Source organism: Croceicoccus sediminis (assembly GCF_007570835.1).
Classification (GTDB): domain Bacteria; phylum Pseudomonadota; class Alphaproteobacteria; order Sphingomonadales; family Sphingomonadaceae; genus Croceicoccus; species Croceicoccus sediminis.
Genome location: NZ_SUNC01000001.1, coordinates 1,528,433 through 1,552,919 on the forward strand (window position 1 = coordinate 1,528,433; position 24,487 = coordinate 1,552,919).

Sequence of the window (24,487 nt, forward strand, 5' to 3'; positions counted from 1 at the left end):
AAAGAGCCATCTGAAAGTTCACACTTTTGCAGCCGAAACGTGCAACACCGGCGTCGAATAGTGGGGAGACGAGTTCCGTGGCAAAGGGTTTCAAGGTGCGATCGGCGGTCTTCGCCCTCGCCGGATCGGCACTGATCGCGGCACCGGCCGCAGGGCAAAGTGACCCGACGGGCAAGAGCCAGCAGGGCGATGTCGCCGTCACCATCTACAACAGCGGTCAGGCCTTGGTGCAGGACGTGCGCGACATTGCGATACCGCAGGGCCGCACCCGGATCGAATTTCCCGACGTGTCCAGCCGGATCAGGCCCGAGACGCTGTCCTTCGACGCAGCGGGCGCCACGATCGTCGAACAGAATTTCGACTTCGACCTGCTGACCCCCGGAAAGCTGATGGAAAAGGCGGTGGGCGAGACAATCACCCTTGTCCGCACAAACCCCGCGACCGGCGCCGAAACGCGGGAGCGGGCCAAGGTCCTGTCCGTCGCGGGCGGGGTCGTGGTGCAGATCGGCAACCGGATCGAGGTGCTGCGCGACGATGGCCTGCCGGTGCGGGCCGTTTTCGACAAGGTGCCCGAAAACTTGCGCGCCCGCCCCACGCTTTCGGTGACGGTGGATTCGACGCGCGCGGGAACGCGGCCCGTTTCACTGCGATACCTGACGCCGGGGCTCGGCTGGTCGGCCGACTATGTCGCGCTTTACGACGAGGTGAAGGGCACGGTCGACATGCAGGGCTGGGTCACGCTGACCAACCAGACCGGCACGACTTTCGACAATGCCAGGACGATGCTGGTCGCGGGCAACGTGCAGACGCTGAATAACAACAATAGCCGCTATAGCCGCCCGTCCCCGCCGCCTCCGCCAAGGGGCAATATCGATACGATGGGCACCGAGAGTGCTGACCGCGAACGGTTGGGCGATTTCTATCTCTACCCGCTGGACGAACGCACGACGATCGCGAACGCGCAGACGAAACAGGTCAGCTTTCTCGACGTGACCGCCGTGCCCGCCGCCAAGATCTATACCCGCACCATCGGCTGGCTGCAGAGCGACAACGAACCGGTGAAAGCGGCAAGCGAGATCGCCTTTTCCTCCTCGCGCAACGGCGGGCTGGGCGATGCACTTCCGGCGGGCACAGTGCGGTTCTACCAGCGCGACGCGCGCGGCACGCCGCAGTTTATCGGCGAAAACGCCGTCGACCACACCCCGATGGGCAGCCGCCTGTCGCTCAGCACCGGGGACGCTTTCGACGTCTCGGTCGAGGCGACGGTCATGGCACGCACCAAGATCGCATCGGAGGAATACGAACGCTCTTCCCGGTATCGCGTGATCGAGAATGGCCGCGTACGTCAGGTCCAGATCGACCGGGCGAGGGATTTCTACCGCACGACGATGCGCTATCGCGTCACCAATGCACGGCCTGTGCCGGTAAACGTGGAAGTAACGCAGGCGGGCCTCGACCGAGGGTACTGGAGCAACGACTTCCGTGTCGTGTCGGAAAACCTGAAGGGTGAGCAGGTCAATCTCGATCGCCGCAAGTGGACCGTGCCGGTGCCAGCGAACGGCGATTACGAACTGACCGTCGTTTACGAAACCCGCTATTGAGGGGCGGCCCGTGCGGCTATTTCCCCTGATCCTTGCGGCGGGCGCGCTGGCTATGCCGGGCGCGGAGCACGCGCAGGCGCGCACGGTGGTGGAGGCTTCCGCGCCGGAAAGCCTTGCCGTCACCGTCTACCGCGATCCCAATCGTGATCGTGCGATGCGGCTGAACTGGCTGAACGGGTTTGCCCTCATTTCGGAAACGAGGACCGTCACCCTGCCACCGGGCGAAAGCCGCATCCGGTTTGACGGAGTGACCGAAAGCATGGTCGCGGTCAGCGCCATCGTCACCGGCCTTCCGGGCGGCACGATAGAAAAGAACCGCAACGCTGACATCCTGTCCCCCGCCGCACTGGTCAACGGTTCGCTGGGCAACCAGGTCACGATCACCCGCACCAATCCGGCGACGGGCGCAGAGACGAGCGAGCGGGCCATCGTTCGCACACGGGCCGACGGCGGGCTCGTCCTGCAAACGGGCGCAGGGTACGAGGCGGTACGATGCGCCGGCATCCCGGAGCGGCTGACTTTCGACGAGGTTCCGACAGGCCTTTCGCCCAACCCCGTCTATACCGTCGACACGCGCAGCGAGAGCGGCGGGACCTATACCGTCACGCTGACATACCTTGCATCCGGTTTCGACTGGAGCGCGCATTACGTCGCGACGTTTGCAAAGGCTGGGCAGGAGCGAAAGCGCCGCCTGAACCTGACGGCCTGGCTGACGCTGGCCAACGGCAACGGGCAGAGTTTTCCCGATGCCGAGCTGATGGCCGTGGCCGGAAAGCTGGAGATCAAGAGCAACTACCGCAATCTTGGCACGCCGCCGCGCGGAGAGCCTTTGCGCCTTACCTGCTTTCCGATCGGCAGCACATCGGCTGGCACCCGCTATCCGCCGCCGCCCCCTCCGCCTCCCGCACCCGCCGCGATGATGGAAGACGCCATCGTCGTGACAGGCCGCCGGGTCATGGCGCAGGAAATGGCCTATGCCCCTGCAGCCGTGATGAAAGCGGTAGAGGAAGCGCTGGGCGACTTGAAGCTCTACCGCGTGCCCGAACCCGTCACCGTTGCCGCAAAGGCGCAGAAGCAAGTCGCTTTCCTGGCGCTCGACGCGGTGGAAGGCAGCCTGATACACCGCGCATCCTGCCTGCCGGGCATGGCGGGTCAGGAAGCCTTGGCCGATGTCGTGCTGCGCAGCATGAACGAGGAAGAGTTCGGCCTTGGCCGCGCGCTTCCCGCAGGCGGCGTGACGGTGTTCGAACCGAGCGCCTATGGCCCGCTGCTGATCGCCGAAGACAAGATGGAAGACCGCGCCGTTGGCCAGGAAGTCGAAATCGCCATCGCGTCATCTTCGCAAGTGAAGGCCGTGTGCGAGGCCGGGCGCGGCGTGGTGCTGGGCGAAACCGACGTGCACGACGGCAACTGGCACGAACTGGCCGCCAGCATCACGAACGACGGGGCCGAAACGGTGGAGGCGGAAATCATCATCGCCAACCCTGCGCAGTGGGAAGTGCGCAAGACTTCGCGCAAGACCGCGATGCAGAACGGGATGAAGGTGATCCGCGTGACTGTCCCGGCGGGCGAGACGCGAAGCTTGCGCTGGCAAGTCCGCAATCCCGCGCGGGCAAAGGCGGAGTAGCTATTCCACCGGCAACGCGGGCGAGGTTTTCACGTTTTCGAGCACGAGGATCGACTTCACGTCGCGCACGCCCGGAATGCGGACCAGCGTCTTCAGCGTGATTTCCGACATGTGTTCCATATCCCGTGCAGTCACGTGGAGAAGGTAGTCCATCTCTCCCGTCACCGCATGGCAGGCGATGACATAGGGGTTGTCCTGTATCGCCCCCTCGAACCGGTCGATGATCTCGTCGCTGTGCGATTGCAGGTTGATCATGATGTAGGCGTCCAGCGGAAAGCCCAGTTTGCGCGCGTCAAGACGGGGGGAATAGCCGGTGATGACGCCGTCATCCTCAAGCTTTTTGAGCCGCCTGCTGACCGGCGTCGCCGATAGCGAAACCCGCTCTGCAATCTGGGCCACGGTCATACGCGCATCTTCCTGAAGCGCGGCGATGATACGGCGGTCGAATCGGTCGAGGGGCATGAAATCACTCTCATCACGGGGTTTGGCGCGATAAATCGGCGCATCATCGCGTCATCCTGCACGGATTAGCACACAAATCGCCACCTGTTGATGGTATTGTGCGCGGATGGAGAAGCCTGGAACAGCAAAAAGCGAAAGCGAACTGCGCGGCGATTATTCGCAGGCCGGCCGCGACTATACGGTCGGGCAGGACTGGGACGCCTATACGCCGGAGGAACACGACCGCTGGCGCCGCCTTTATGCGCGGCAGAGCGAACTGGCGAAGGCTTATGCCGCGCCGCAGTTCCTCGACGGACTGGCGCGGCTGGACTGTTCCTACGGTATCCCGCGGTTCGAATATGCGAACATGGTGTTGAAGGAAGCGACCGGGTGGCAGCTTGTCGCCGTGCCCGGCTTCATCCCTGACGAGGTGTTCTTCGATCACCTTGCCGCGCGCCGTTTCCCCGTCACCCGCTGGATCCGCGAAGAGCACGAACTGGACTACCTGGTCGAACCTGACATCTTCCACGACTTCTTCGGCCACGTGCCGATGCTGCTCGATCCCAGCGTCGCCGACTTCCTTGAAGCTTATGGCAAGGCGGGCCGCCGCGCGATGGCAATGGGCGCGCTCGACATGCTGGCGCGCATATACTGGTACACGATCGAATTCGGACTGATCGACGGCAAGAAGGGGCTGAAGGCCTTTGGCGCGGGGATCGTGTCCAGCGCGGGGGAAACGGTGTTTTCGGTCACCGACCCCGACGTCCTGCGCCTGCGCTTCGATCCCGAACGGATCATGAAGACCGCCTACCGGATCGACGATTTCCAGACCAACTACTTCGTCCTCGATTCGATGGAGCAGCTTTTGCAGCGGCTCGTCGAACTGGACTTCGGCCCCATCTACGAAACCTGGCGCGACAGCGACCCGATCCCGGCAGGCACCCTGCTGGACGGCGAAACGCCGTGGCGCGGAAAGCTTGCGGAGAAAGCATCATGACCGACTTGTTCGAAAACCCCATCGGCCTTGACGGGTTCGAGTTCGTGGAATTTTCCGCGCCCGAAAAAGGCTTGCTGGAACCCGTGTTCGAGGCGATGGGCTTTACCCGCGTGGCGCGCCACCGTTCGAAGGACGTGGAACTTTGGCGTCAGGGCGACATCAACCTTGTCACCAATTACGAACCGGGCAGCGCGGCGTGGTATTTCAGCCGCGAACACGGCCCCTCGGCATGCGGCATGGGTTTTCGCGTCAAGGACGCGGCCAAGGCCTATGCCGAATTGTTGAAGCGCGGGGCGGAGCCGGTGGAGACGCACACCGGACCGATGGAGCTGCGTATCCCGGCTATCCGCGGCATCGGCAATGCCATCATCTACCTCACCGACCGTTACGATGATGGAGATGGCAGCCTGTCGATCTACGACATCGATTTCGAATACCTGCCCGGCGTTGCCAAGCGCCCCGAAGGCGCAGGGCTCGACCGGATCGACCACCTGACGCACAACGTCTACGGCGGGCGCATGGCCTATTGGGCCGACTATTACGAAACGCTGTTCAACTTCCGCGAAATCCGCTTCTTCGACATCAAGGGCGAATATACGGGCCTCACCAGCAAGGCGCTGACCGCGCCCGACGGCAAGATCCGCATCCCGCTGAACGAGGAAGGCAAGTCCGGCGGCGGGCAGATCGAGGAATTCCTGCGCGCCTACAACGGCGAAGGCATCCAGCACATCGCCTTCATCTGCGACGATCTTCTGGGCACCTGGGACAAGCTGAAGGCCAGCGGCGTGCCGTTCATGACCGCGCCGCCCGAAACCTATTACGAGATGCTGGAAGAACGCCTGCCCGGCCACGGCGAGCCGGTGGACGAGCTGAAAACGCGCGGCATCCTTCTGGACGGCACGACCGAGGGCGGCACCCCGCGGCTGCTGCTGCAAATCTTTGCCGAGGCGCAGGTCGGCCCCGTCTTTTTCGAATTCATCCAGCGGCGCGGCGATGAAGGGTTCGGCGAAGGCAACTTCAAGGCCCTGTTCGAAAGCATGGAGCGCGACCAGGTGCGCCGCGGCGCGCTCAAGGTTGGCGAGCCGAAAGTCGACGAACAGGCCTGAGGCAGGATCGGGGGCCGCATCCGCGTCGCGGGCGGCCCCAATGCCGCGCTCCATCATTCCCGACCGACGCCCGATTTGACCCGACGCGGTCGGAACCCCTAGGCGTGCCAGCGATTTGCAAAAGACAATAATGCTGGAGAAGACGCGCTAGTGCTCAACATCGTAGATATTCTGAAGACCGAACTGCTGGGGATGGGCAAGGGGCTCGTCACGCTCATTCCCAACCTTGCCATCGCCATCGTCGTCCTGCTGATCACGTGGATCGTCGCACGGTTCGCCAGCCGGATCGCGGACCGCATCACCGGCAAGACCGCGATGCGCGAAAGCCTGAAGGCGCTGGTCGATACGGTCGTGAAACTGGCGATCTGGCTGGCCGGCCTGCTCATCGCGCTTGCCATCCTGCTTCCCGGACTGTCGGCAGGCGGACTGATCGCAGGGCTGGGCGTGGGCACGGTGGCCATCGGCTTTGCGTTTCAGGATATCTTCGAAAACTTCCTGGCCGGCGTGCTCATCATGCTGCGCGACAAGATGCAGATCGGCGATGCGATCGAGGTCGAGGGCATTCTGGGCAAAGTCGAACACATCAGCTTGCGCGAAACGCATATCCGCCAGTTTACCGGCGAACTGACCGTCTGCCCCAATTCCATGCTGTTCAAGAACCCGGTCAAGATCCTGACCGAACAGCCGATCCGCCGCTGGGAAGTGACCGTGGGCGTATCCTACGACACCGATCTCGACCATGCGACCGACGTCATCAAGAAGTCGCTGGAAGGGCTTGAGGACGTGGCCGAGGATAAGCCCATCGACGTCTATGTAGCGAATTTCGGCGGCAGTTCGGTCGACTTCATGATCCGCTGGTGGTGCGGTTCGATGCCGCGCGACATGTTCGCCATTCGCGACGACATCTTCAAGCGCGTGAAGGCCGGGCTTGAGGCGGCGGACATCGAGATCCCGTTCCCCTACATAACCCATACCTTCAAGGAACCGGTGCCCTTCCTGCCCGCGCCGGAAAAGGCGCAGGACTAGCGGAACGTCGCATTGCCGTTCTTTCGCCCAGCGGTCTATGATCGCGGGTGGGAGAACACGCACATGCACGACATCAACCTGCCCCGCCGCATCCGCATTGGCGGAGGAACGCTGGCCGAAACCGGATCGCTGATGCAGGCCGCCGGACTGTCCAACGCGCTGATCGTAACCGATGCGTTTCTTGCGGGCAGCGGCCTTGTGGCAAAGCTTCAGGACATCCTGGGCAAGTCTGGCTGCGCCAGCACCGTCTTTGCCGATACCGTCCCTGACCCGACGGTCGCGGTGGTCGAAGCCGCACTGAACGTCGTGCGTGCGGGCGATTTCGACTGTGTCATCGGCTTTGGAGGGGGCAGCCCGATCGACACGTCGAAGGCGGTCGCCGCGCTGGCGCTGGACCCGCGGCCGATCCCGTCGCTCAAGACGCCGACGATCACCGATACGCCAGGTCTTCCCGTCATCGCGATTCCCACGACGGCGGGGACGGGTTCGGAAGCGACGCGCTTTACCATCATCACCGACGAGGCGACGGACGAAAAGATGCTCTGCGCAGGGCTGGCCTTCCTGCCGATGTTGGCCGTGATCGACTACGAACTGACATTGACGAAGCCGCGCCGGTTGACCGCCGATACCGGCATCGATTCCCTGACCCACGCGATAGAGGCCTATGTCTCGAAGAAGGCGAATGCCTTTTCCGATGCCATGGCGATTTCTGCGATGAAGCTGATCGCCCCCAACTTGCGCAAGGCCTGCGACGATCCGTCGGACCATGCGGCAAGGGAGGCGATGATGCTGGGCGCGCACCATGCGGGGCTTGCCTTTTCCAACGCCTCGGTCGCGCTGGTCCACGGCATGAGCCGGCCGATCGGCGCGTTCTTCCACGTGCCGCACGGGCTTTCCAACGCGATGCTGCTTCCCGTCGTCACGCGCTATTCCGTGCCCGCCGCGACGACGCGCTATGCCGATTGCGCGCGGGCGATGGGCGTTGCAGCGGACGGCGATGCCGACCAGCTGGCGACCGCGCGGCTGGTGGATGAGCTGGAGCGGCTCAATGCCGATCTCGACGTGCCCGGCCCCGGTGCCTATGGCATCGCGAAGGAGCGGTGGGACGAGCTTTTGCCGGTGATGAGCGAGCAGGCCATCGCCTCCGGCTCTCCGGCAAACAACCCGATGGCCGCCGACGCCGATGCCATCGTGGAGCTTTACCGCCAGGCCTGGTCCTGAAATCGGGGCCTAAGGCGCGATCCAGAGCCTGAGCACATAGGCGACCGCGCCCAGCGCCGCGACGCTTCCCGCCCAGATCAACACCAGCCAACCCAGCCGCTGCCACAGCGGCGCTTCCTCATCCTCGGGAGCGTCGCCCATGGCGCCGGGTTCGCGATCAATGATACCCATCGGCCCCGACCTTGCCGCGGAACACCCAATAAGCCCAGGCAGTATAGCCGATGATCAGCGGCATCGTCAGGCCAACGCCGACCAGCATGAAGATCTGGCTGCGTTCCGGCGCGGCGGCATCCCAGATCGTCATGTCGGGCGGAACCACGTCGGGATACATCGTCAGCCCCAGCCCCGCCATGCCGAGCAGGAACAGCAACAAGCTGAGCAGGAACGGTGCGACTTCGCGGCGCTTTGCCAGTGCGCGCCACAGGAACAGGCCCGCGATGGCCGTGGCGATGGGGATCGGCCAGGTGAACAGGATTTCCGGGGTGGTCAGCCAGCGTTCGGCATATTCGGGGCGCAGGCCAAGGTTGTAGAACGAAACCGCCGCCATCAACGCGCCCGTCGCCAGCATCGCCTTAAACGCCAGTTTGTACGCATGGTCCTGCGCCGGGCCTTCCAGTTTCCAGATCAGCCAAGTCGAACCCAGCAGGGCATAGCCCGCCGTCGTGCCAAGGCCCGTCAGCAGGGTATAGGGCGTAAGCCAGTCGAACCACGATCCGGCATAGGCGCGGTCCGCCACCTCGATCCCTTGCAGCATCGCGCCCAGGATCATGCCCTGCGACATCGCCGCGACCAGCGAACCGCCCGTGAACGCCGCGTCCCAGAACGGACGGTGCGCCGGATCGCGCCAGCGGAATTCGAAGGCCACGCCGCGAAAGACGAGGCCCAGCAGCATGGCGATGACCAGCGGATATGTCGCGGGCAGCAGCACGGCATAGGCCAGCGGAAACGCTGCAAACAGGCCGCCCCCGCCCAGCACCAGCCACGTTTCGTTACCGTCCCATACGGGCGCGATGGAATTCATCGCCTGGTCGCGTTCCGGCCCAACTTTGAAGGTCGGAAACAGCACGCCGATGCCAAGGTCGAACCCGTCCATGACGACATAGGCGAAGACGGCAAAGGCGATGATACCCGCCCAAAGGATCGTGAGGTCCATCAGCGTTCTCCCCCTTCGTTGTAGCCTTCAGGCGGGTCCTCGTCGGTCGGATCGCTGTCGGGCAGAAGTTCGGCATGGCCGGGGTTCTGCGTCGGCCCCGGCGTGATACCGGCGGTACGGATCGGGCCCTTCATGCCGCGCTTCACGCCCTTTTCAAGCGGATGCGGTGCCTTGCCCATGAGGTGCAGGATATACCACGCGCCCATGCCGAAGACGGCGAAATAGATAACGACGAAAGCCAGCAGCGAAGCCGCGACCGCAGGCGCATCGAGCGGGCTGGCGCTGTCTGCCGTGCGCAGCAGGCCATAGACGGTATAGGGCTGACGGCCCACTTCGGTCGTAAACCAGCCCGCGATCACCGCGACGAAGCCCGACGGCCCCATCAGAACCGCGGCGCGGTGCAGCCACGACCAATCGTAAAGCCTGCCGCGAAAGCGCGCGAGCAGGCTCCACAGGCCAAGGCCCAACATCGCGAACCCGATACCAACCATCACGCGGAACGCCCAGAAAACGACGCCGACAGGCGGGTGGTCTTCCTTCGGGATCGTATCGAGCCCGGCCAACGGCGCATTCGGATCATGCTTCAGGATCAGCGACGAGGCCTTGGGAATCTCGATCGCGTACTTCACCTCGCCCGCCTCGCTGTCGGGAATGCCGAACAGGATCAGGGGTGCGCCGTCGGGATGGCTTTCGTAATGTCCTTCCATCGCCATGACCTTGGCGGGCTGATGCTCCAGCGTGTTGAGCCCATGCATGTCGCCGGCAAAAATCTGCACCGGCGCGACGAGGGCCGCCATCCACATCGCCATCGAGAACATCTTGCGCGCATGCGCGTTCGACCGATCCTTCAACAAGTGCCACGCGCCGACGCCGCCCACGGCCAGCGCAGTCGTCAGGTAGGCCGCGATGACCGTGTGGACCAGGCGATAGGGAAAGCTGGGGTTGAAGATGATCGCCATCCAGCTGTCCCCGGGCATGAACTGTCCGTTCGCGCCCATTTCATACCCCGTCGGCGTCTGCATCCAGCTGTTCACCGACAGGATCCAGAAGGCCGAGATGAAGGTACCCAGCGCCACCATGCAGGTCGCGGCAAAGTGGATTTTCTTGCCCACTTTCTCCATCCCGAACAGCATGACGCCCAGGAAACCGGCCTCGAGGAAAAACGCGGTCAGCACTTCATAGGCCATCAGAGGCCCGATCACCGGCCCCGCCTTGTCCGAGAACACGGCCCAGTTCGTACCGAACTGGTAAGACATGACGATGCCCGACACGACGCCCATGGCAAAGGCGACAGCGAAGATCTTCAGCCAGTACTTGAACAAGTCGAGATAGAGCGACTTACCCGTTTTCAGCCAAAGCCCTTCCAGCACCATGAGGTAGCTGGCCAGCCCGATCGAAAAGGCCGGAAAGATGAAGTGGAAGCTGACCGTGAAGGCAAACTGCGCACGCGCCAGAAACAGGGCATCAAGGCTGTCGAACATGTCTTCTCCTTGAGACGCGTCCTTACAGAGCTGTCAGTTGCATTTGAAGCGCGCAGAATACCGTCGCAGTTGCACGAAATGCAAGTCGACACGGTCCGTCAGATGCGCATGCCGTTCGCGTTGAACCTGTGCACGGACGCCTTGTCGAAGGAGACCGATACAGCCTGCCCGATCCGCGGATCGGCGAGCGAACGGTCCCTGACCGCGATGTTGTCGCCGTTTTCCAGCTTCACGTGAAGGATGCGGGTTTCGCCCAGTTCCTCCACTTCCTCGATCGTGCCCGACAGCCCGCTTTCGGCCACGTGTATGTCTTCAGGCCGTATGCCGATGCTGTCCGCTCCGCCCGCATCGCCGACAACCGTTGGCGAAAGGAAATTCATCGTGGGCGAGCCGAGGAAGGCCGCGACATATTTCGTCGCGGGCTCGTGATAGAGCACGGCTGGCGGTCCGACCTGCTCGATATGCCCGCCGTTCAGGATGACCATGCGGTCGGCAAGGCTCATCGCCTCCACCTGATCGTGCGTCACGTAGATCATTGTCGCCTTCAGCTTGCGGTGCAGGTCCTTGATCTCGATCCGGGTGCGGGTGCGCAGCGCGGCATCGAGGTTGGACAACGGCTCGTCGAACAGGAACACGTCGGGTTCACGCACGATGGCCCGCGCGATGGCAACGCGCTGACGCTGACCGCCCGACAATTGCCCCGGCTTGCGGTCCAGCAGGGCCTCTATCTCCAGCATGGTGGCCACCCGCGTCACCGCTTCGGCAATGTCGGCCTTGCCCGCTTTCTTCAGCTTCAGGCCAAAGGCGATGTTTTCGTAAACCGTCATGTGCGGGTAGAGCGCGTAGGACTGGAACACCATCGAGACCCCGCGCTCTGACGGAGGGGCGTCGGTCACGTCGCTCTCGCCGATGAAGACGCGCCCTTCGCTCGGCTGTTCCAGCCCGGCGATCATGCGCAGCAGCGTGGACTTGCCCGACCCCGACGCGCCGACGAAGACGACGAATTCGCCGCTTGCGATATCCAGGTCGACGCCGCGGATCACCTCCGTTGAACCGAAACGCTTGGCTATCCCTTCAAGGCGGACGGACGACATCGCTTATCCCTTTACTGCCCCGGCGGTGAGACCGGCGACGAGTTTCTTCTGAAAGAACAGCACCAGCACGATCAATGGCACCGTCACGATGACCGATGCGGCCATGATATTGCCCCAGGGCAGTTCGTACTGGCTGGCCCCGGTGATCAGCGCGATGGCGACGGGTACGGTGCGCTGTTCGTTGGTGAGAGTGAACGACAGCGCGAAAAGAAACTCGTTCCACGCCGCGATAAAGGCGAGCAGCCCCGTGGTGACCAGCGCCGGGGCCAGCAGCGGCAGGAATACCTTGGTCACGATGGTCCACGATGACGCGCCGTCCATGATCGCCGCCTCCTCTATCTCCACCGGCAAATCCCGCATGAAGCTGGTCAGCACCCAGACCGTGAAGGGCAGGGTGAAAATCATGTAGCTGAAGATCAGCGACAAGAGGTTGTTGTAGAGCCCGAACATCCGCACGATCTCGAACAGGCCCGAAAGCACCGCGACTTGCGGAAACATTGATACGCCAAGGATGGTGTAAAGCAGCAGGCGGCGGCCTTTGAACCGCGCCCGTCCGAATGCGTATGACGCGAACGTCGCCAGCCCCAGCGACAGGACGACGACCGAGAACGCGACGATCAGCGAATTGAGGATGTTCCTGGCAAACGGCTGTTCGGTCATCACCGCTTCGTAGTTCGCGAAAGTGGGGTTCGCGGGCCAGAGCGAGGCCTCGAATATGGCGGACCCATCGCGCAAGGACGACACCACCGCGTAATAGAACGGGAACAGCAGGAACAGCGCCACCACGATCCACAGCGCGATCAGCCCGCCTGTTTTCAGGGCCGTCTTCCCCTTCATTCCGCCCTCTCCCGACCCAGCGGTTTGAGCGCCATGATGTAGATGACGGTAATCAGCGCGATGATCAGGAACAGCCCGGTCGACGCCGCCGAACCGTATCCCACGTCCTGAAAAGAGACGAGCGCCTGCCGCGCGAAAACCGACAGCGTCATCGTCTCCTCGCTCGACCCCGTCATGACATAGACCAGATCGAACATCCGCATCGCGTCGAGCAGGCGGAAGATGACCGCGACGATCAGCGCGGGCTTGATCAGGGGCAGGGTCACCTTGAAGAACACCTTCACCGGATGGATGCCGTCGACCCTGGCGGCCTCATAAATCTCTTTCGGCAGGGTCTGCAGCGCGGCCAGCACCAGCAGGGCCACGAAGGGCGTCGTCTTCCACACGTCGACCATGATGATCGACACCATCGCAAGGCTGGACCCGCCAAGCCACGCGACCGGCCCGTCGACGAAGCCTGCCCCCTGCAGCATCGCGTTAACGACGCCGAACTGGTCGTTGAGCATCCATTGCCAGATCTTGGCCGAAACCACTGTCGGGATCGCCCATGGCACCAGCATGGCCGCGCGCATCAGGCCCCTGCCCGGCAGCGCGGCATTGACGATCAGCGCGACGATCACCCCCAGTACGAGTTCAAGGCTGACCGAAACGGCGGCAAAGACCAGCGTGTTCCAAAGCGCGCGCAGCCACTGCGGATCGGTGAAGATGCCGTACCAGCGCCCTTCGGCATGGACGATGAAGTTGTCGAACCAGATGAAGTCGTATGTTGTCAGGTCGACCAGCGTGGCGTTGGTCATCGAAAACCAGATCGTGCGCGCCAGCGGCCATGCCGCGACGAGCGCGAGGACGATCAGCATCGGCGTGACGAAAATCCACGCCGACCGCGCCCGCGCCTTATCTATCGCGGAACGCGCGCTCACTGCCCCACCTTCGTCTCGGCCCAGCGGGCGCGATAGGCGATGCGGGCGATTTCTTCCTCAAGGTCTTCCATCGCGGCCTTGCCCGTCTTGTCGCCCTGAAGCACGTCGTAGCTTGCCCGCCAGATCGCGTCGGAAACCTGGTTGTATCGCGCCCCCGCCGGACGCGCGGGGCGGGCGACCGCATTCTTGAACGCAGAGGAAAGCGTACCGAAGAACGGGTTCGCCGCCAGCACGTCGGGATCGTCATACAAGGCCATGATCGTGGGATTGACCGAACCCTTGATCGCGCGGCGCTTCTGTTCTTTCGCGCTGGTGAGATAGCGGACAAGGTCTTTCGCCGCCTCGGGGTTCTTCGAATAGCGGGAGACGGCAAGTTGCCAACCGCCCAGCGTCGCCGCGCTTTCCCCGCCCGGCCCTGCCGGAAGGGCGACCACGCCGACCTTGCCCCGGATCGGGCTGCTTTCGGCCTGCGCCAGCGCCCATGCATAGGGCCAGTTACGCATGAAAACGGCATTGCCGGTCTGGAATACCCCGCGCGATGCCTCTTCGTCGTAGTTCAGCACGCCGCGCGGCGATATCGTGCCAATCCAGCCAGCCGCCTCGTCCAGTGAGGCGGCGGCGCGGGGATTGTCCGCAGTAAAAGTCCGGTCGGGGGCAAGGAACGACCCGCCGCCGTAGGAGGAAACCCATTCCAGCGCATTGCAGGTCAGCCCTTCATAAGCCTTGCCCTGAAAGACATAGCCCCACATCCGCCCATTACCTGCCTCGCGCTCGGCCTGCTGGATCGCGGCGGCGATGCGGGTCAGGTCTTGCCATGTTTCCGGAGGGGTAAAGCCGTATTTGGCCAGCATGTCCTTGCGGTAATAGAGCACGCCCGCATCGGTGAACCACGGCACGGCGACGAACCGGCCGTCGACGAGATTGTTGGCGACCAGCGCGGGGAACATCGCGGCATCCGCCTCTTCCCTCATGTCGGACAGGTCCGCCAGATGCGTCTGCAGCATTCCGGCCCAGACGACGTCGATCTGCAACACGTCGATGTCCGAGGACTGCGACGACAGAAGCTGGACGAAAAGCTGGAACCGGTCGCCCGGCGAATTGGGCGTATTGACGATCTGGACGGTGTTGCCCGTCTCGCGCGCCCATTGCGAGGCCGCCTCGGCGCACATTTCCAGCTCTATGCCCAGCGCGCCGCATGCGATGGCGACATGGACGCCCTCGCGCTGCGCCCCCTCCCCCATCACTTGGGCAGGGCCCAGCGCGAATAGCGCCACGACCGCGACGACGAGGGCGCGCAGCCGCGCCATCGTCAGGCGGCGGCTTCGGCAGTTTTCGGCTTGTCCTTGGTGCCGTCGAAACCGACCCGTTCGAACGATGCAAACAGGCTGTCGATCCAGTGGACGATGTCATAGGTTTCGACGTCGGCGCGCATGCGCTTCATGCGGCCCGATGCCTCGGTATCCTCCATCGCCAGCGCCTCGTCCAGCGCGCGGTCAAGGTCGCGGTGGCCATAGGGGTTGGTATAGATCGCCTCTGGCAGCTCGACCGCGCATCCGGCAAATTCGGACAGGATCAGCTTGCCCGGCTCACCGTTCTTGGCAGCGACGAATTCCTTGGCGACAAGGTTGAGCCCGTCACGCAGCGGGGTGGTCACGCACATGTCGGCGGCCTTGTAGTAACTCATCAGCCGGTCGAAGGGAATCGCGTTGGAATAGAGCACGATGGGCGTCCAGCCGAGGTTGGAATAGAGCCCGTTGACCCGCCCGACGAGCTGTTCGATCTCTTTCTGCGTCTCGTCGTAGATCGCCATGCCGCTGGCCGCGCGGACCGATACGCACAGCATCTTGATCTTGCCGCGAAGGTCCGGCCTGCGGTCGATCAGGCGTTCAAAGCCTTTCAACGCCTCGATCGTGCCCTTGGTGTAATCGGTACGCCCCACCGTGACGATCAGCTTGCGCCCGTCCAGCCGGCCAAGGATGCGATCCTCCAGGTCGGTGGTATCCTGCTTGGCGAGGATGTCGTCGATCAGGTGCACGTCGGCGCCCACCGGCGACACGTCGATTGCGATTTCGCGGTTCCCCAGCTTCAGCGTGCGCGGCATCTGCGGTTCGGACAACGCCTGCCCGGGCACGTTCAGGTGCCTTGGCGTCGTCACGACCTCGCTGATCTCCGCCCCCGTCAGCCCGCGGGCGACGTCGGTGAAGTTCTTGGCATAGCGCGGGATGTGAAAGCCCACGAGATCGCAATCGAGCAGGCTCCCCAGGATTTCCGCGCGCCACGGCAGCACGTTGAACACGTCCTGCGACGGGAACGGCGTGTGGTGATAGAACGCGATTTTCACGTCGGGCCGGATCTGACGCAGGTAATGCGGTACCAGCCACAGATTGTAATCGTGGATCCAGACCAACGCGCCTTCGTCGGCCTGTTCGGCTGCGGCCTCTGCGAAAAGGCGGTTCACTTCGTGGAACGTGCGCCAATCGACGTTGTCGTAGCTGAACAGCCAGGGAAAGCTGTGCAGCACGGGCCAGAACGCCTCTTTCGACGTCACGTGATAGAAGCTGGACGCCTGCTGCTTGGTCAGCGGCAGGCGGCGCACGTGAAAGCCTCCGCCACCGGCCTGTTCGTCGTCGATGTGGATCACCCGCTCGAAATCGGGGTCGCCTTCTTCGTGTTCTTTCCACGCGACCCACGCGCCGCGGCCCGGTTCGAGCCGTTTGAAGAACGCCTTCAGCGTCGGGACGATGCCGTTCGGGCTCTTGTTCGCGCGGAATACGGTTTTCCCGTTCTCCTCGAACTCCTCGTAAGGCTGCCGATGATAGACGATGACGAGTGACGATTTCTGCATGGCGGTGTCCGTTCCGTATCTTTTATCGTGCGGTCAGGTCGAAATGGTGAATGGCCTCCAGCACCCCGGCACAGCCGTGGCCCGTCGCCCGGTAGATGTGCGGCGCCTTTGGCAGGGCGGCCAGAAGACGGTCTTCCGAATTGCCGACGGCCACCGCATTCAATCCGCAGTCCAGCATCGACAGGTCGTTCATCGTGTCGCCTGCGGCCAGAACCTTTTCGTAGGGCAGCGCGAGCGCATCGACCATCCGGCGCAGCGTCGGCCCCTTGGCAATCCCCCTGGGCAAGACGTCGAGGTAGAGATCGGCGCTGGTGATACAGTCGAACCCGGCCTCCTCGATCTTGCGCACAGTCGATTCCCGAAGCTCGTCGGGCTTGTAGTAATAGCTGACGCGGTGGCGAAACTCGGTCGGCTGAAGCTCGATGCCGGGTTCGTCTTTCAGCATTTCCATCACGCGTTCGTTCGCGTTGTCCCACCGGGCCACGATCTCGGCCTCAAGCTCGTGCACCGGCGAAAAGTCGGCGGCCACGTCATAGACCGAGGTGCCGACATCACCGACGATATAGCGCGGGGTGGGCATGCCGGGCTCTGCGATCAATTCGCGGATGAAGTCGCGGTCGCGTCCCGTCACGAAGACGAGCAGGACATCGTCGCGCGCCTCTATCGCTTCGTAAAGCGTGCGGCGCTCTTCATCGCTGCCGCCAAGGAACGTGCCGTCGAGATCGGTGGCCAGGACGAGGCCGTAATCCTGAGTAGTGGAAAGGGGTGAATTGCTGCGTGCAAGCGTCGTCAAAGTCGTACCTCCGATATGGCGGGTTGATCGCCGCGGGCCTCGCCGATGCACCGCGCAGAGGCGCGTATATCGGGAACCGCGAACGATGCCGCCGAGTATCCATCCGAAGATTGAAGTCTATTTTTCGAGCTGTTCTGCAGTTTTTCTATCAACAGTCTTCCATAACGTCGTTATACAGGATCGACGAAATAAAGCCGCAAACGCTAAAAACAGATACTATAGATTTTATTTTGTTTTTGTTTCGCAGGCGTTTTAAAATTGGCTTTACCGCCCAATTATTACAAACACCCTCTTCCCCAGGTGGATGATTTGTTATCCCGAACGCGCTTGATTATCAAGGTGCGCGCCCCAAAACTTCATGCTAGCCTTGCGGCTGGCCGGGAGAGAATGGCCGCACAAGGCACAAATCCAACCGACAAGGCGGACAAGCGTTCCGCCTTTTCAATGTGAGTGCGAGAAGCCCTGCGATGACTCTGGAAACCGGCGCGACACCGGCCCCTGCGATCACCCCCGATGAAACCGGCATCGTGCCGCAAGGCATGACCCGTACGCCCGGCGCGTCGGATTTCCCGTGGTGGCGCGGCGCGGTGATCTACCAAGTCTATCCGCGCAGCTATGCCGATGCCGACGGTGACGGGGTCGGCGATCTGGCAGGCCTTACCCAAAGGCTTGAACATATCGCCTCCCTGAACGTAGATGCGCTGTGGCTTTCGCCCATCTATGCCTCGCCGATGAAGGATTTCGGCTACGACGTTTCGGATTATTGCGACGTCGACCCGCTGTTCGGCACGCTGGCCGACTTCGACGCGATGCTGGAAAAGGCGCATGGCCTCGGCCTCAAGGTGCTGGTCGACCAGGTCTATTCCCATACCTCTGACCAGCACGCTTGGTTCGCCGAAAGCCGTTCCAGCCGCGACAATCCCAAGGCCGACTGGTACGTCTGGGCCGATGCCAAGTCCGACGGCACGCCGCCCAACAACTGGCAATCGATGTTCGGCGGCCCCGCGTGGAAGTGGGACCCGGTCCGCGCACAGTATTACATGCACAATTTCCTGGTCTGTCAGCCGCAGCTTAACCTGCACAACCCGGAAGTGCAGGACGCATTGCTGGGCGTGGCGAAGTTCTGGCTGGACCGGGGTGTCGACGGGTTCCGCATGGATGCGCTGAATTTCGCGATGCACGATCCGCAATTGCGCGACAATCCGCCCGCAGCCCTGTTCGACCGATCCGTCGTGCGGCCCTTCGATTTCCAGCACCATACATACAGCCAGTTTCACAAGGACACGCCGAAGTTCCTCGAAAAGCTGCGCAAGCTGACCGACCAATACGACGGCATCTTCACGCTGGCCGAAGTCTGCGCCGACGACGGCAACGTCGCGATCAAGCGTTTCATCAAGGGCACGACCCGGATGAACAGCGCCTATGGCTTCGATTTTCTCTACGCCCCGCAACTGACGCCGCAGCTGGTCCATGACGTCATGTCGCACTGGCCGGACGAACCGGGCATGGGCTGGCCCAGCTGGGCCTTTGAAAACCACGATGCCCCGCGCGCGGTATCCCGCTGGGTCGAGCCCGAACACAAGGACGCCTTTGCCAAGGTGAAGCTGGCCCTGCTCGTCGCGCTGCGCGGCACGGTCATCGCCTATCAGGGCGAGGAACTGGGGCTTGAGCAGGACGAGATACCCTATGAACTGCTGAAGGACCCAGAGGCGATCAACAACTGGCCGCGCACCCTGTCACGAGACGGAGCGCGCACGCCGCTACCCTGGGACGAGAGCGAAAACGGCGGCTTCACCACCGCCAATCCGTGGCTGCCGCTGGGCGAGGAAAACGCGAAGCGCGCGGTTTCGATACAGGACGGCGATCCGGGTTCGACGCTCAACATCGCGCGGGCCATGTTCGGGCTGCGCAAGCACTTCCCCGCCCTGCGCCTTGGCGGGATCGAGAATTGCCAGTTCGACAATGAATTGCTGGTGCTGGACCGCGTCTACGAGGCGCAGCGCATCCGCTGCCTGTTCAACCTTGGCCCGAACGAGCGGCCTTTTTCCGACACTTCGGAAGATACCGTCCTGATCGCATCGGTCGGCGGCGCGACGCGCGACAAGCTGCCCGGCTTTTCCGCGCTGTTCTGGGAATGCGATTGGTAATTGCGAAGACGGCCGGCCCCGCAAAGGGACCGGCCGGTTCGATCAGATCATGCCAAGAGCGGCCATGTAAGTTTCCAGCACTGCTTCCTCGTGCTCGAAATCTTCCTTCTTCTGCTTGCGGATGCGCATGATCTTGCGCATCGCCTTGACGTCGAAACCGCGGGCCTTGGCCTCTGCGAAGACGTCCTTGATGTCTTCGGCAATGCCCTTTTTCTCTTCTTCGAGCCGCTCTGCACGCTCAAGCAGGAGGCGCAGTTCTTCTGCGGTGACGTTGTTGACGCCCATGGCGCTGTCGGCACCGCCGATCGTGGTGGTTTCTTCGGACATTTTGGCAACCTTTGCGATTGTTCGGATGGAGCGCGGGCTCACGCGATGTGCGGACCCGCAGCGAGAATCACGCGAAGCAAGCTGATAGCGATGCGCCCGGCGCTGGTGAAGGGCGCAGCTTCAATTTCCACCGCCGCTTTGCATCGCGCGCCGCGATCAGGGCGCGTTCTTCTTCAGGCTTTCTTCCATGCGGGCCAACTGCTCGGGCGTTGCGGGGGTCTGGTGGCGGTCCTTCCATTCGTCCATCGGCATCCCGTGGATCAGGGCGCGGGCCTCGCCCTTGTTGCCTTCGTATCCGGCATCGCGAATCCAGTCGGCAAGGCAGTTCCGGCAAAAGCCGGAGAGGCCCATAAGGTCGATGTTCTGGGCATCGTGGCGATGGCGCAAGTGGCGCACCAGCCGGCGGAACGCGGCGGCCGCGACCGCGTCGGGCAAGGCGTTCAGGGCATCATTCTGGTCGGAAGGCAGGTCGGAATCGCAGGACAAGTCGTTTTCTCCGGTCATGGCGGCGTCATTGTGGTTGCCTAGGTGCCGTGCAGCCAATAGGCCTCGTACGGAAGCTCCCTCGTGAAAATATCAGGTACAAACCGCCCGTGAACAAGTTCGACCCGCGCGACCGCAAGGTCAAGATTCTCGCAACGCTTGGCCCGGCCAGCCGCGATCCCGAAATGATCGAACGCCTGGTGAAGGCCGGGGCCGACGCATTTCGCGTCAACATGAGCCATGGCGAGCACGAGACGCATTCCGAAACGATCGCCTCGATCCGCAAGCTGGAAAAGAAGACCGGCCGCCCGATCGGCATCCTGTGCGACCTTCAGGGGCCGAAGCTGCGCGTGGGCAAATTTGCAGACGGCAAAGTCGTCATCCCGCATGGCCGCCACTTCACGCTGGACCGCAAGGACGAACCGGGGGACGAAACCCGCGTCCAGCTGCCGCATCCCGAACTGTTCGGCCTTTTGCAAAAAGGGCAGCGCCTGCTGATCGACGACGGCAAGATCCGCCTTCGCGTCATCAAGGCGAGCGAGGACGAAATCCTGTGCAGCGCCGAAGTTGGCGGCGTCATTTCGGACCGCAAGGGCGTGAACGTGCCCGACGCGGAAATCCCGATCCCCGCGCTGACCGAAAAGGACCGCCGCGACCTTGCCTTTGCCGTGCAGCACAAGGCCGACTGGATCGCGCTGTCCTTCGTGCAGCGTCCCGAAGACGTGGCCGAGGCCCGCCGGTTGATGGGCGGATACGGCGCGCTGATGGCCAAGATCGAAAAGCCGCTGGCGGTGCGCCACCTCGAAGGTATTCTCGAGCTGTCGGACGGCATCATGGTGGCGCGCGGCGATCTTGGCGTCGAACTGAACCCGGAAGAAGTGCCGCCGCTGCAGAAGCGGATCGTCCAGCAGGCCCGCGCCGCGGGCAAGCCGGTGGTCGTCGCCACCCAGATGCTGGAATCGATGATCGAAAGCCCGGCCCCGACCCGCGCCGAAGTCTCGGACGTTGCCAACGCCGTTTATGACGGCGCCGACGCGGTCATGCTGTCGGCCGAAACCGCCGCAGGACAGTGGCCGCAGGAAGCCGTGACGATCATGGACCGCATCGCGGCGCAGGTGGAAAAGGACCCCGGCTATGCCGAGCGTATCCACCTGACCGGGGTGAAGGCGGATGCGACCACTTCCGACGCGCTGGCGCAGGCCTGTTCGTCGATCGCCAACACGCTCAACATTTCCGCCATCACCGTCTTCACCGCATCGGGCAGTTCGGCCCGCCGCGTGGCGCGCGAACGTCCCAAGGTGCCGCTGCTGGTGCTGACCCCGCTGGAAAGCACGGCACGCCGGCTTGCCCTGTTGTGGGGGGTCCACGCGGTGCAGACCAAGGACATCGGCAGTTTCGAAGAGATGATCGCCAAGGGCAAGCGCATGGCGCTGCGCAACGGGTTCGGCAAGGGCGGCGCGAAGATGATCGTGCTGGCCGGGGTCCCCTTCGGAACGCCGGGGGCGACCAACCTTTTGCATGTCGTGACGCTGTCGGGCCGCGAACTGGACAAGCACGGGGCGTAACCCCCGGCACCGGCCTTGCGGCCAAGGTTTCAGATGCAACCGGCTTGACGCGCGCGGGCCTTGTGCGCAAGGCGCGGATCTATGCAGTTCCTTTCGGACAATGCCGCCCCCGTCCATCCCCGCCTGTGGGATGCGATGCGTGACGCCGACGCCACCGACGCGCCTTATGACGGCGATGCGCTCTCGCGCTCGCTCGACAAGGCGTTTTCGGACCTGTTCGGCATGGACTGCGCGGTTGTGTGGACCAGCACCGGGACGGCAGCCAACTGCCTTGCGCTGGCAACGCTGGTCCCGCCCTATGGCGGCGTGGTCTGCCACGACGACGCGCATATCGAACAGGACGAAGCCGGCGCGCCCGAATTCTACACGCACGGCGCAAAACTGATGCTGGCGCACGGGCCCCATGCCAAGCTGACGCCCGAAAGCGTCGCCGCCGTGATCGACCCGATCCGCGATGATGTGCACCGGGTGCAGCCCACGGCCATCGCCATCACGCAGGCGACCGAACAGGGCTGCGTCTATACGCCCGGCGAACTTGCCACGCTGATCTCCTATGCAAAGGACAAGGGCCTCAAGGTCCACATGGACGGCGCGCGTTTCGGCAATGCCGTCGCGCATCTGGGCTGTAGTCCGGCACAGGCTGGCCCGGCACATGGCATCGACACCCTGTCGTTCGGGATGATCAAGAACGGCGGGATGAGCGCGGAGGCGCTGGTCCTGTTCGATCCGGCCAAGGCGGCAGAGGCAAAGCGCCGCCACAAGCGCGCCGGTCAGTTGCAGTCGAAAGGCCGCTATCTCGCCGCGCAGCTTCTGGCGATGATCGAAGGCGACCTGTGGCTGGAAAACGCCCGCGCCGCAAACCATGCCGCCACCGCTATCGCCAAGGCAGCGGGCGACCGCCTGCTCTATCCTTGCGAGGCGAACGAGGTATTCGTGCAGATGTCCGCGCCAGAGCGTGAGGCCCTGCGTGCAAAAGGGTTCGGCTTCTACGACTGGGGCGCGGATGCCGCGCGTTTCGTCGCCGCATGGAACACCGATGCGGCCGATGCGGACAAGCTCGCCCAGGCAATCGCCGCGCTATGACCGCGCGCGCCAAGCGGGAACGCATGTCGTTTGCCGATCCGCGCGTCTTCCTGCCGTTCTGCCTCGTCGCGCTGATCTGGGGGTCGACCTGGCTGGTCATCAAGGACCAGATCAGCACCGTTCCGCCCAGCTGGACGATCGCCTACCGCTTCATGATTGCCAGCGCCGCGATGCTGGTCCTGCTGGCGATCCGCCGCGAAAAGCTGCGCGTCACGAAAGCGGGCCTGCCCATCGTCGCCATCGTCGGCGTGACGCAGTTCGTGATGAATTTCCAGTTCGTCTACCGCGCGGAAATGACGCTGACATCGGGCATCGTCGCGCTGTTTTTCGCGCTGATCCTGATCCCCAATTCTATCCTTGCCTGGATCGTCCTGGGCGACCGGGTATCAAAGGGATTCGTCGCCGGATCGGCCATCGCGCTTGTCGGTGTCGGGCTGCTGCTGGTTCACGAATACGACAAGGCGGGCACGCGCGAAGGCGTGATGATGGGCGTCTTCATGGCCGTGCTCGCCACGTTTTCGGCATCCGTCGCCAACATCACGCAGGCGACCGAGCGCGCCCATGCACAACCGTTCCTGCCGATGCTGACGGTCTCCATGCTGCTGGGCATGGCGATCAACGTCGTGCTGGCGCTGGTCCTGGACGGTCCGCCGATGTGGGATCCGCGCCCGCAATACGGGCTGGGTCTGCTTTACCTCGGTGTCGCGGGATCGGTCGTCACCTTCTCGCTCTACTTCACGCTGATCCGCAACATGGGCGCGGGGCGCGCGGCCTATGTCGGGGTGGCGACGCCGATCCTTGCCATGCTGCTGTCGACCCTGTTCGAAGGGTACGACTGGACCGCGCTGACGATCGGCGGTTCGCTACTTTCGCTCGTCGGGCTGGTCCTCGCGCTCAAGGCACGCAGCTAGACCTTCACGATAAGTCGGGAACCGCGGGGTCCAGCCCAGCACCCGCTTGGCCTTGCCATTGGCGACACGGCGGTTCTCTGCATAAAAGCCGCGCGCCATGGGCGACAGGTTCGCCTCTTCTATCGACTGCATCGGCGGGACCGGCGCGTCGAGCACCTGGCAGGCATGTTCGATCAGCTGGTTCTGGCTGCACGGATAGTCGTCGGACAAGTTGTAGGCACCCGGCATCGCGTCCAGACCGCAGACGACGCCGCTGGCGATGTCGTCCACGTGAACGCGGCTGAACACCTGACCCGGAATGTCGATGCGATGCGCGCGACCTTCGCGCACGCGGTCCAGCGCCGACCGCCCCGGACCGTAGATCCCCGGCAGGCGAAAGACCCGTGCGCCCAGCGCCAGCCAGGCCGCGTCGGCATCGCTGCGCGCGGTGCGCCGGCCCGTGCCGACCGGCGCGCTTTCATCGACCCACGCCCCGCCCGCATCGCCGTAGACTCCGGTGGAAGACAGGTATCCGATCCACCCGCCAAAGCGCCCAAGCGCCGCGCCATAGGCCGACAGCACCGGATCGCCACCGTCCTTCGCAGGGGGAACCGACGACAGGACCGCATCGGCACGGGCCAGCGCGGCATGGACCGCGGCATCGTCGGCAAAGGCGATATCGCCGTCGCTTCCCGTCGCCTGCACCTGCCAGCCGCGTTCGCGCAACTGCGCCGCGATGACTTTCGCCGAATAGCCCAGACCGAATATCAACATCTGCATGGCACGTGCACTAACCGGCCAGGGGGCATGTCCCCAAGCGTTTTTCCGCCAGAATTTATCCCACAGGCCC

Annotated in this window: 23 protein-coding genes; 10 read left to right on the forward strand and 13 right to left on the reverse strand. The window is 63.4% G+C overall.

Annotated features, from left to right (window positions below):
- Nucleotides 1–77 precede the first annotated feature (77 nt).
- Nucleotides 78–1,601: a DUF4139 domain-containing protein gene (locus FAX90_RS07265; RefSeq protein WP_420810958.1), complete on the forward strand. Its 1,524-nt coding sequence runs from the start codon at nt 78–80 to the stop codon at nt 1,599–1,601.
- Between the two features lie 10 nt (nt 1,602–1,611).
- The gene (locus tag FAX90_RS07270; RefSeq protein WP_144096601.1) at nt 1,612–3,228 is read left to right on the forward strand and encodes a DUF4139 domain-containing protein; all 1,617 of its coding nucleotides are present in this window, start codon (nt 1,612–1,614) and stop codon (nt 3,226–3,228) included.
- Here the strand turns inward: FAX90_RS07270 and FAX90_RS07275 are convergent, their stop codons facing one another.
- The gene (locus FAX90_RS07275; RefSeq protein WP_144096602.1) at nt 3,229–3,690 is read right to left on the reverse strand and encodes an Lrp/AsnC family transcriptional regulator; all 462 of its coding nucleotides are present in this window, start codon (nt 3,688–3,690) and stop codon (nt 3,229–3,231) included.
- Nucleotides 3,691–3,796: 106 nt separating this feature from the next.
- Here FAX90_RS07275 and phhA point away from each other — a divergent pair, with 106 nt between their 5' ends.
- The 4 genes from phhA (at nt 3,797) to FAX90_RS07295 (ending at nt 8,019) form a co-directional block, all read left to right on the forward strand.
- Entirely contained in the window at nt 3,797–4,666 is an 870-nt protein-coding gene (gene phhA / locus FAX90_RS07280; protein WP_144096603.1) for a phenylalanine 4-monooxygenase, read from the forward strand.
- The gene (hppD, locus tag FAX90_RS07285) at nt 4,663–5,772 is read left to right on the forward strand and encodes a 4-hydroxyphenylpyruvate dioxygenase (protein WP_144096604.1); all 1,110 of its coding nucleotides are present in this window, start codon (nt 4,663–4,665) and stop codon (nt 5,770–5,772) included. Before phhA ends, hppD begins: the two co-directional genes overlap by 4 nt.
- 150 nt (nt 5,773–5,922) lie before the next feature.
- A complete protein-coding gene (locus FAX90_RS07290) occupies nt 5,923–6,798 on the forward strand; it encodes a mechanosensitive ion channel family protein (protein ID WP_338080257.1) in 876 nt (291 codons plus the stop codon).
- A gap of 63 nt (nt 6,799–6,861) precedes the next feature.
- On the forward strand, nt 6,862–8,019 hold the full coding sequence (locus FAX90_RS07295) for an iron-containing alcohol dehydrogenase (RefSeq protein WP_144096605.1): 1,158 nt from the start codon (nt 6,862–6,864) through the stop codon (nt 8,017–8,019).
- Between the two features lie 9 nt (nt 8,020–8,028).
- On the opposite strand, the gene FAX90_RS07300 is transcribed toward FAX90_RS07295, so the two are convergent.
- The 9 genes from FAX90_RS07300 to FAX90_RS07340 form a co-directional block, all read right to left on the reverse strand.
- A complete protein-coding gene (locus tag FAX90_RS07300; protein WP_338080258.1) occupies nt 8,029–8,190 on the reverse strand; it encodes a DUF2474 domain-containing protein in 162 nt (53 codons plus the stop codon).
- Nucleotides 8,177–9,172, reverse strand: coding sequence for a cytochrome d ubiquinol oxidase subunit II (gene cydB / locus FAX90_RS07305; protein ID WP_144096606.1), 996 nt, complete (start codon nt 9,170–9,172; stop codon nt 8,177–8,179). The genes FAX90_RS07300 and cydB overlap by 14 nt, the downstream gene beginning before the upstream one ends.
- Nucleotides 9,172–10,653, reverse strand: coding sequence for a cytochrome ubiquinol oxidase subunit I (locus tag FAX90_RS07310; RefSeq protein ID WP_144096607.1), 1,482 nt, complete (start codon nt 10,651–10,653; stop codon nt 9,172–9,174). The genes cydB and FAX90_RS07310 overlap by 1 nt, the downstream gene beginning before the upstream one ends.
- 98 nt (nt 10,654–10,751) lie before the next feature.
- The gene (locus tag FAX90_RS07315) at nt 10,752–11,747 is read right to left on the reverse strand and encodes an ABC transporter ATP-binding protein (RefSeq protein ID WP_144096608.1); all 996 of its coding nucleotides are present in this window, start codon (nt 11,745–11,747) and stop codon (nt 10,752–10,754) included.
- Between the two features lie 3 nt (nt 11,748–11,750).
- Complete coding sequence (locus FAX90_RS07320) at nt 11,751–12,584, reverse strand: carbohydrate ABC transporter permease (protein ID WP_144096609.1); 834 nt, start codon at nt 12,582–12,584, stop codon at nt 11,751–11,753.
- Nucleotides 12,581–13,504: a carbohydrate ABC transporter permease gene (locus FAX90_RS07325; RefSeq protein WP_205700629.1), complete on the reverse strand. Its 924-nt coding sequence runs from the start codon at nt 13,502–13,504 to the stop codon at nt 12,581–12,583. The genes FAX90_RS07320 and FAX90_RS07325 overlap by 4 nt, the downstream gene beginning before the upstream one ends.
- Entirely contained in the window at nt 13,501–14,811 is a 1,311-nt protein-coding gene (locus FAX90_RS07330; RefSeq protein WP_144096610.1) for an ABC transporter substrate-binding protein, read from the reverse strand. The genes FAX90_RS07325 and FAX90_RS07330 overlap by 4 nt, the downstream gene beginning before the upstream one ends.
- 2 nt (nt 14,812–14,813) lie before the next feature.
- On the reverse strand, nt 14,814–16,349 hold the full coding sequence (gene ggpS, locus FAX90_RS07335) for a glucosylglycerol-phosphate synthase (RefSeq protein ID WP_144096611.1): 1,536 nt from the start codon (nt 16,347–16,349) through the stop codon (nt 14,814–14,816).
- 22 nt (nt 16,350–16,371) lie between these two features.
- The gene (locus tag FAX90_RS07340) at nt 16,372–17,142 is read right to left on the reverse strand and encodes an HAD-IIB family hydrolase (RefSeq protein ID WP_144096612.1); all 771 of its coding nucleotides are present in this window, start codon (nt 17,140–17,142) and stop codon (nt 16,372–16,374) included.
- A 539-nt stretch (nt 17,143–17,681) separates the two neighbouring features.
- Here FAX90_RS07340 and FAX90_RS07345 point away from each other — a divergent pair.
- Nucleotides 17,682–19,289, forward strand: coding sequence for an alpha-amylase family glycosyl hydrolase (locus tag FAX90_RS07345; protein ID WP_144096906.1), 1,608 nt, complete (start codon nt 17,682–17,684; stop codon nt 19,287–19,289).
- A 42-nt stretch (nt 19,290–19,331) separates the two neighbouring features.
- Here the strand turns inward: FAX90_RS07345 and FAX90_RS07350 are convergent, their stop codons facing one another.
- Together FAX90_RS07350 and FAX90_RS07355 are read right to left on the reverse strand one after the other, a co-directional pair.
- On the reverse strand, nt 19,332–19,574 hold the full coding sequence (locus tag FAX90_RS07350) for a DUF2312 domain-containing protein (RefSeq protein WP_144096907.1): 243 nt from the start codon (nt 19,572–19,574) through the stop codon (nt 19,332–19,334).
- A gap of 198 nt (nt 19,575–19,772) precedes the next feature.
- Complete coding sequence (locus tag FAX90_RS07355) at nt 19,773–20,120, reverse strand: DUF1244 domain-containing protein (RefSeq protein WP_144096613.1); 348 nt, start codon at nt 20,118–20,120, stop codon at nt 19,773–19,775.
- A gap of 89 nt (nt 20,121–20,209) precedes the next feature.
- Between FAX90_RS07355 and pyk the strand changes: the two genes are divergently transcribed.
- From pyk to FAX90_RS07370, 3 genes are all read left to right on the forward strand, one after another.
- Nucleotides 20,210–21,664 carry a pyruvate kinase gene (gene pyk, locus FAX90_RS07360; RefSeq protein WP_144096614.1) on the forward strand — a complete coding sequence of 485 codons (1,455 nt, stop codon included), beginning with the start codon at nt 20,210–20,212 and terminating at the stop codon, nt 21,662–21,664.
- Between the two features lie 81 nt (nt 21,665–21,745).
- Nucleotides 21,746–22,747, forward strand: coding sequence for a threonine aldolase family protein (locus FAX90_RS07365; protein WP_144096615.1), 1,002 nt, complete (start codon nt 21,746–21,748; stop codon nt 22,745–22,747).
- Nucleotides 22,744–23,658 (forward strand): DMT family transporter, encoded by a 915-nt coding sequence (locus tag FAX90_RS07370; RefSeq protein WP_240704766.1) that lies wholly within the window; start codon nt 22,744–22,746, stop codon nt 23,656–23,658. The genes FAX90_RS07365 and FAX90_RS07370 overlap by 4 nt, the downstream gene beginning before the upstream one ends.
- Here the strand turns inward: FAX90_RS07370 and FAX90_RS07375 are convergent.
- Nucleotides 23,611–24,417, reverse strand: a complete 807-nt coding sequence (locus FAX90_RS07375; RefSeq protein WP_144096616.1) for a Rossmann-fold NAD(P)-binding domain-containing protein — start codon at nt 24,415–24,417, stop codon at nt 23,611–23,613. The two genes, FAX90_RS07370 and FAX90_RS07375, sit on opposite strands and share 48 nt — an antisense overlap.
- Between the last annotated feature and the right edge of the window lie 70 nt (nt 24,418–24,487).

What these genes read in the sequence shown, in the direction of transcription:
- FAX90_RS07275 (WP_144096602.1), bottom strand. Translation starts at nt 3,690, where the DNA reads ATGCCCCTCGACCGATTCGACCGCCGTATCATCGCCGCGCTTCAGGAA.
- phhA (WP_144096603.1), top strand. Translation starts at nt 3,797, where the DNA reads ATGGAGAAGCCTGGAACAGCAAAAAGCGAAAGCGAACTGCGCGGCGAT.
- hppD (WP_144096604.1), top strand. Translation starts at nt 4,663, where the DNA reads ATGACCGACTTGTTCGAAAACCCCATCGGCCTTGACGGGTTCGAGTTC.
- FAX90_RS07295 (WP_144096605.1), top strand. Translation starts at nt 6,862, where the DNA reads ATGCACGACATCAACCTGCCCCGCCGCATCCGCATTGGCGGAGGAACG.
- FAX90_RS07300 (WP_338080258.1), bottom strand. Translation starts at nt 8,190, where the DNA reads ATGGGTATCATTGATCGCGAACCCGGCGCCATGGGCGACGCTCCCGAG.
- cydB (WP_144096606.1), bottom strand. Translation starts at nt 9,172, where the DNA reads ATGGACCTCACGATCCTTTGGGCGGGTATCATCGCCTTTGCCGTCTTC.
- FAX90_RS07310 (WP_144096607.1), bottom strand. Translation starts at nt 10,653, where the DNA reads ATGTTCGACAGCCTTGATGCCCTGTTTCTGGCGCGTGCGCAGTTTGCC.
- FAX90_RS07315 (WP_144096608.1), bottom strand. Translation starts at nt 11,747, where the DNA reads ATGTCGTCCGTCCGCCTTGAAGGGATAGCCAAGCGTTTCGGTTCAACG.
- FAX90_RS07320 (WP_144096609.1), bottom strand. Translation starts at nt 12,584, where the DNA reads ATGAAGGGGAAGACGGCCCTGAAAACAGGCGGGCTGATCGCGCTGTGG.
- FAX90_RS07330 (WP_144096610.1), bottom strand. Translation starts at nt 14,811, where the DNA reads ATGGCGCGGCTGCGCGCCCTCGTCGTCGCGGTCGTGGCGCTATTCGCG.
- ggpS (WP_144096611.1), bottom strand. Translation starts at nt 16,349, where the DNA reads ATGCAGAAATCGTCACTCGTCATCGTCTATCATCGGCAGCCTTACGAG.
- FAX90_RS07345 (WP_144096906.1), top strand. Translation starts at nt 17,682, where the DNA reads ATGACCCGTACGCCCGGCGCGTCGGATTTCCCGTGGTGGCGCGGCGCG.
- FAX90_RS07350 (WP_144096907.1), bottom strand. Translation starts at nt 19,574, where the DNA reads ATGGGCGTCAACAACGTCACCGCAGAAGAACTGCGCCTCCTGCTTGAG.
- FAX90_RS07355 (WP_144096613.1), bottom strand. Translation starts at nt 20,120, where the DNA reads ATGACCGGAGAAAACGACTTGTCCTGCGATTCCGACCTGCCTTCCGAC.
- FAX90_RS07365 (WP_144096615.1), top strand. Translation starts at nt 21,746, where the DNA reads ATGCAGTTCCTTTCGGACAATGCCGCCCCCGTCCATCCCCGCCTGTGG.
- FAX90_RS07370 (WP_240704766.1), top strand. Translation starts at nt 22,744, where the DNA reads ATGACCGCGCGCGCCAAGCGGGAACGCATGTCGTTTGCCGATCCGCGC.
- FAX90_RS07375 (WP_144096616.1), bottom strand. Translation starts at nt 24,417, where the DNA reads ATGCAGATGTTGATATTCGGTCTGGGCTATTCGGCGAAAGTCATCGCG.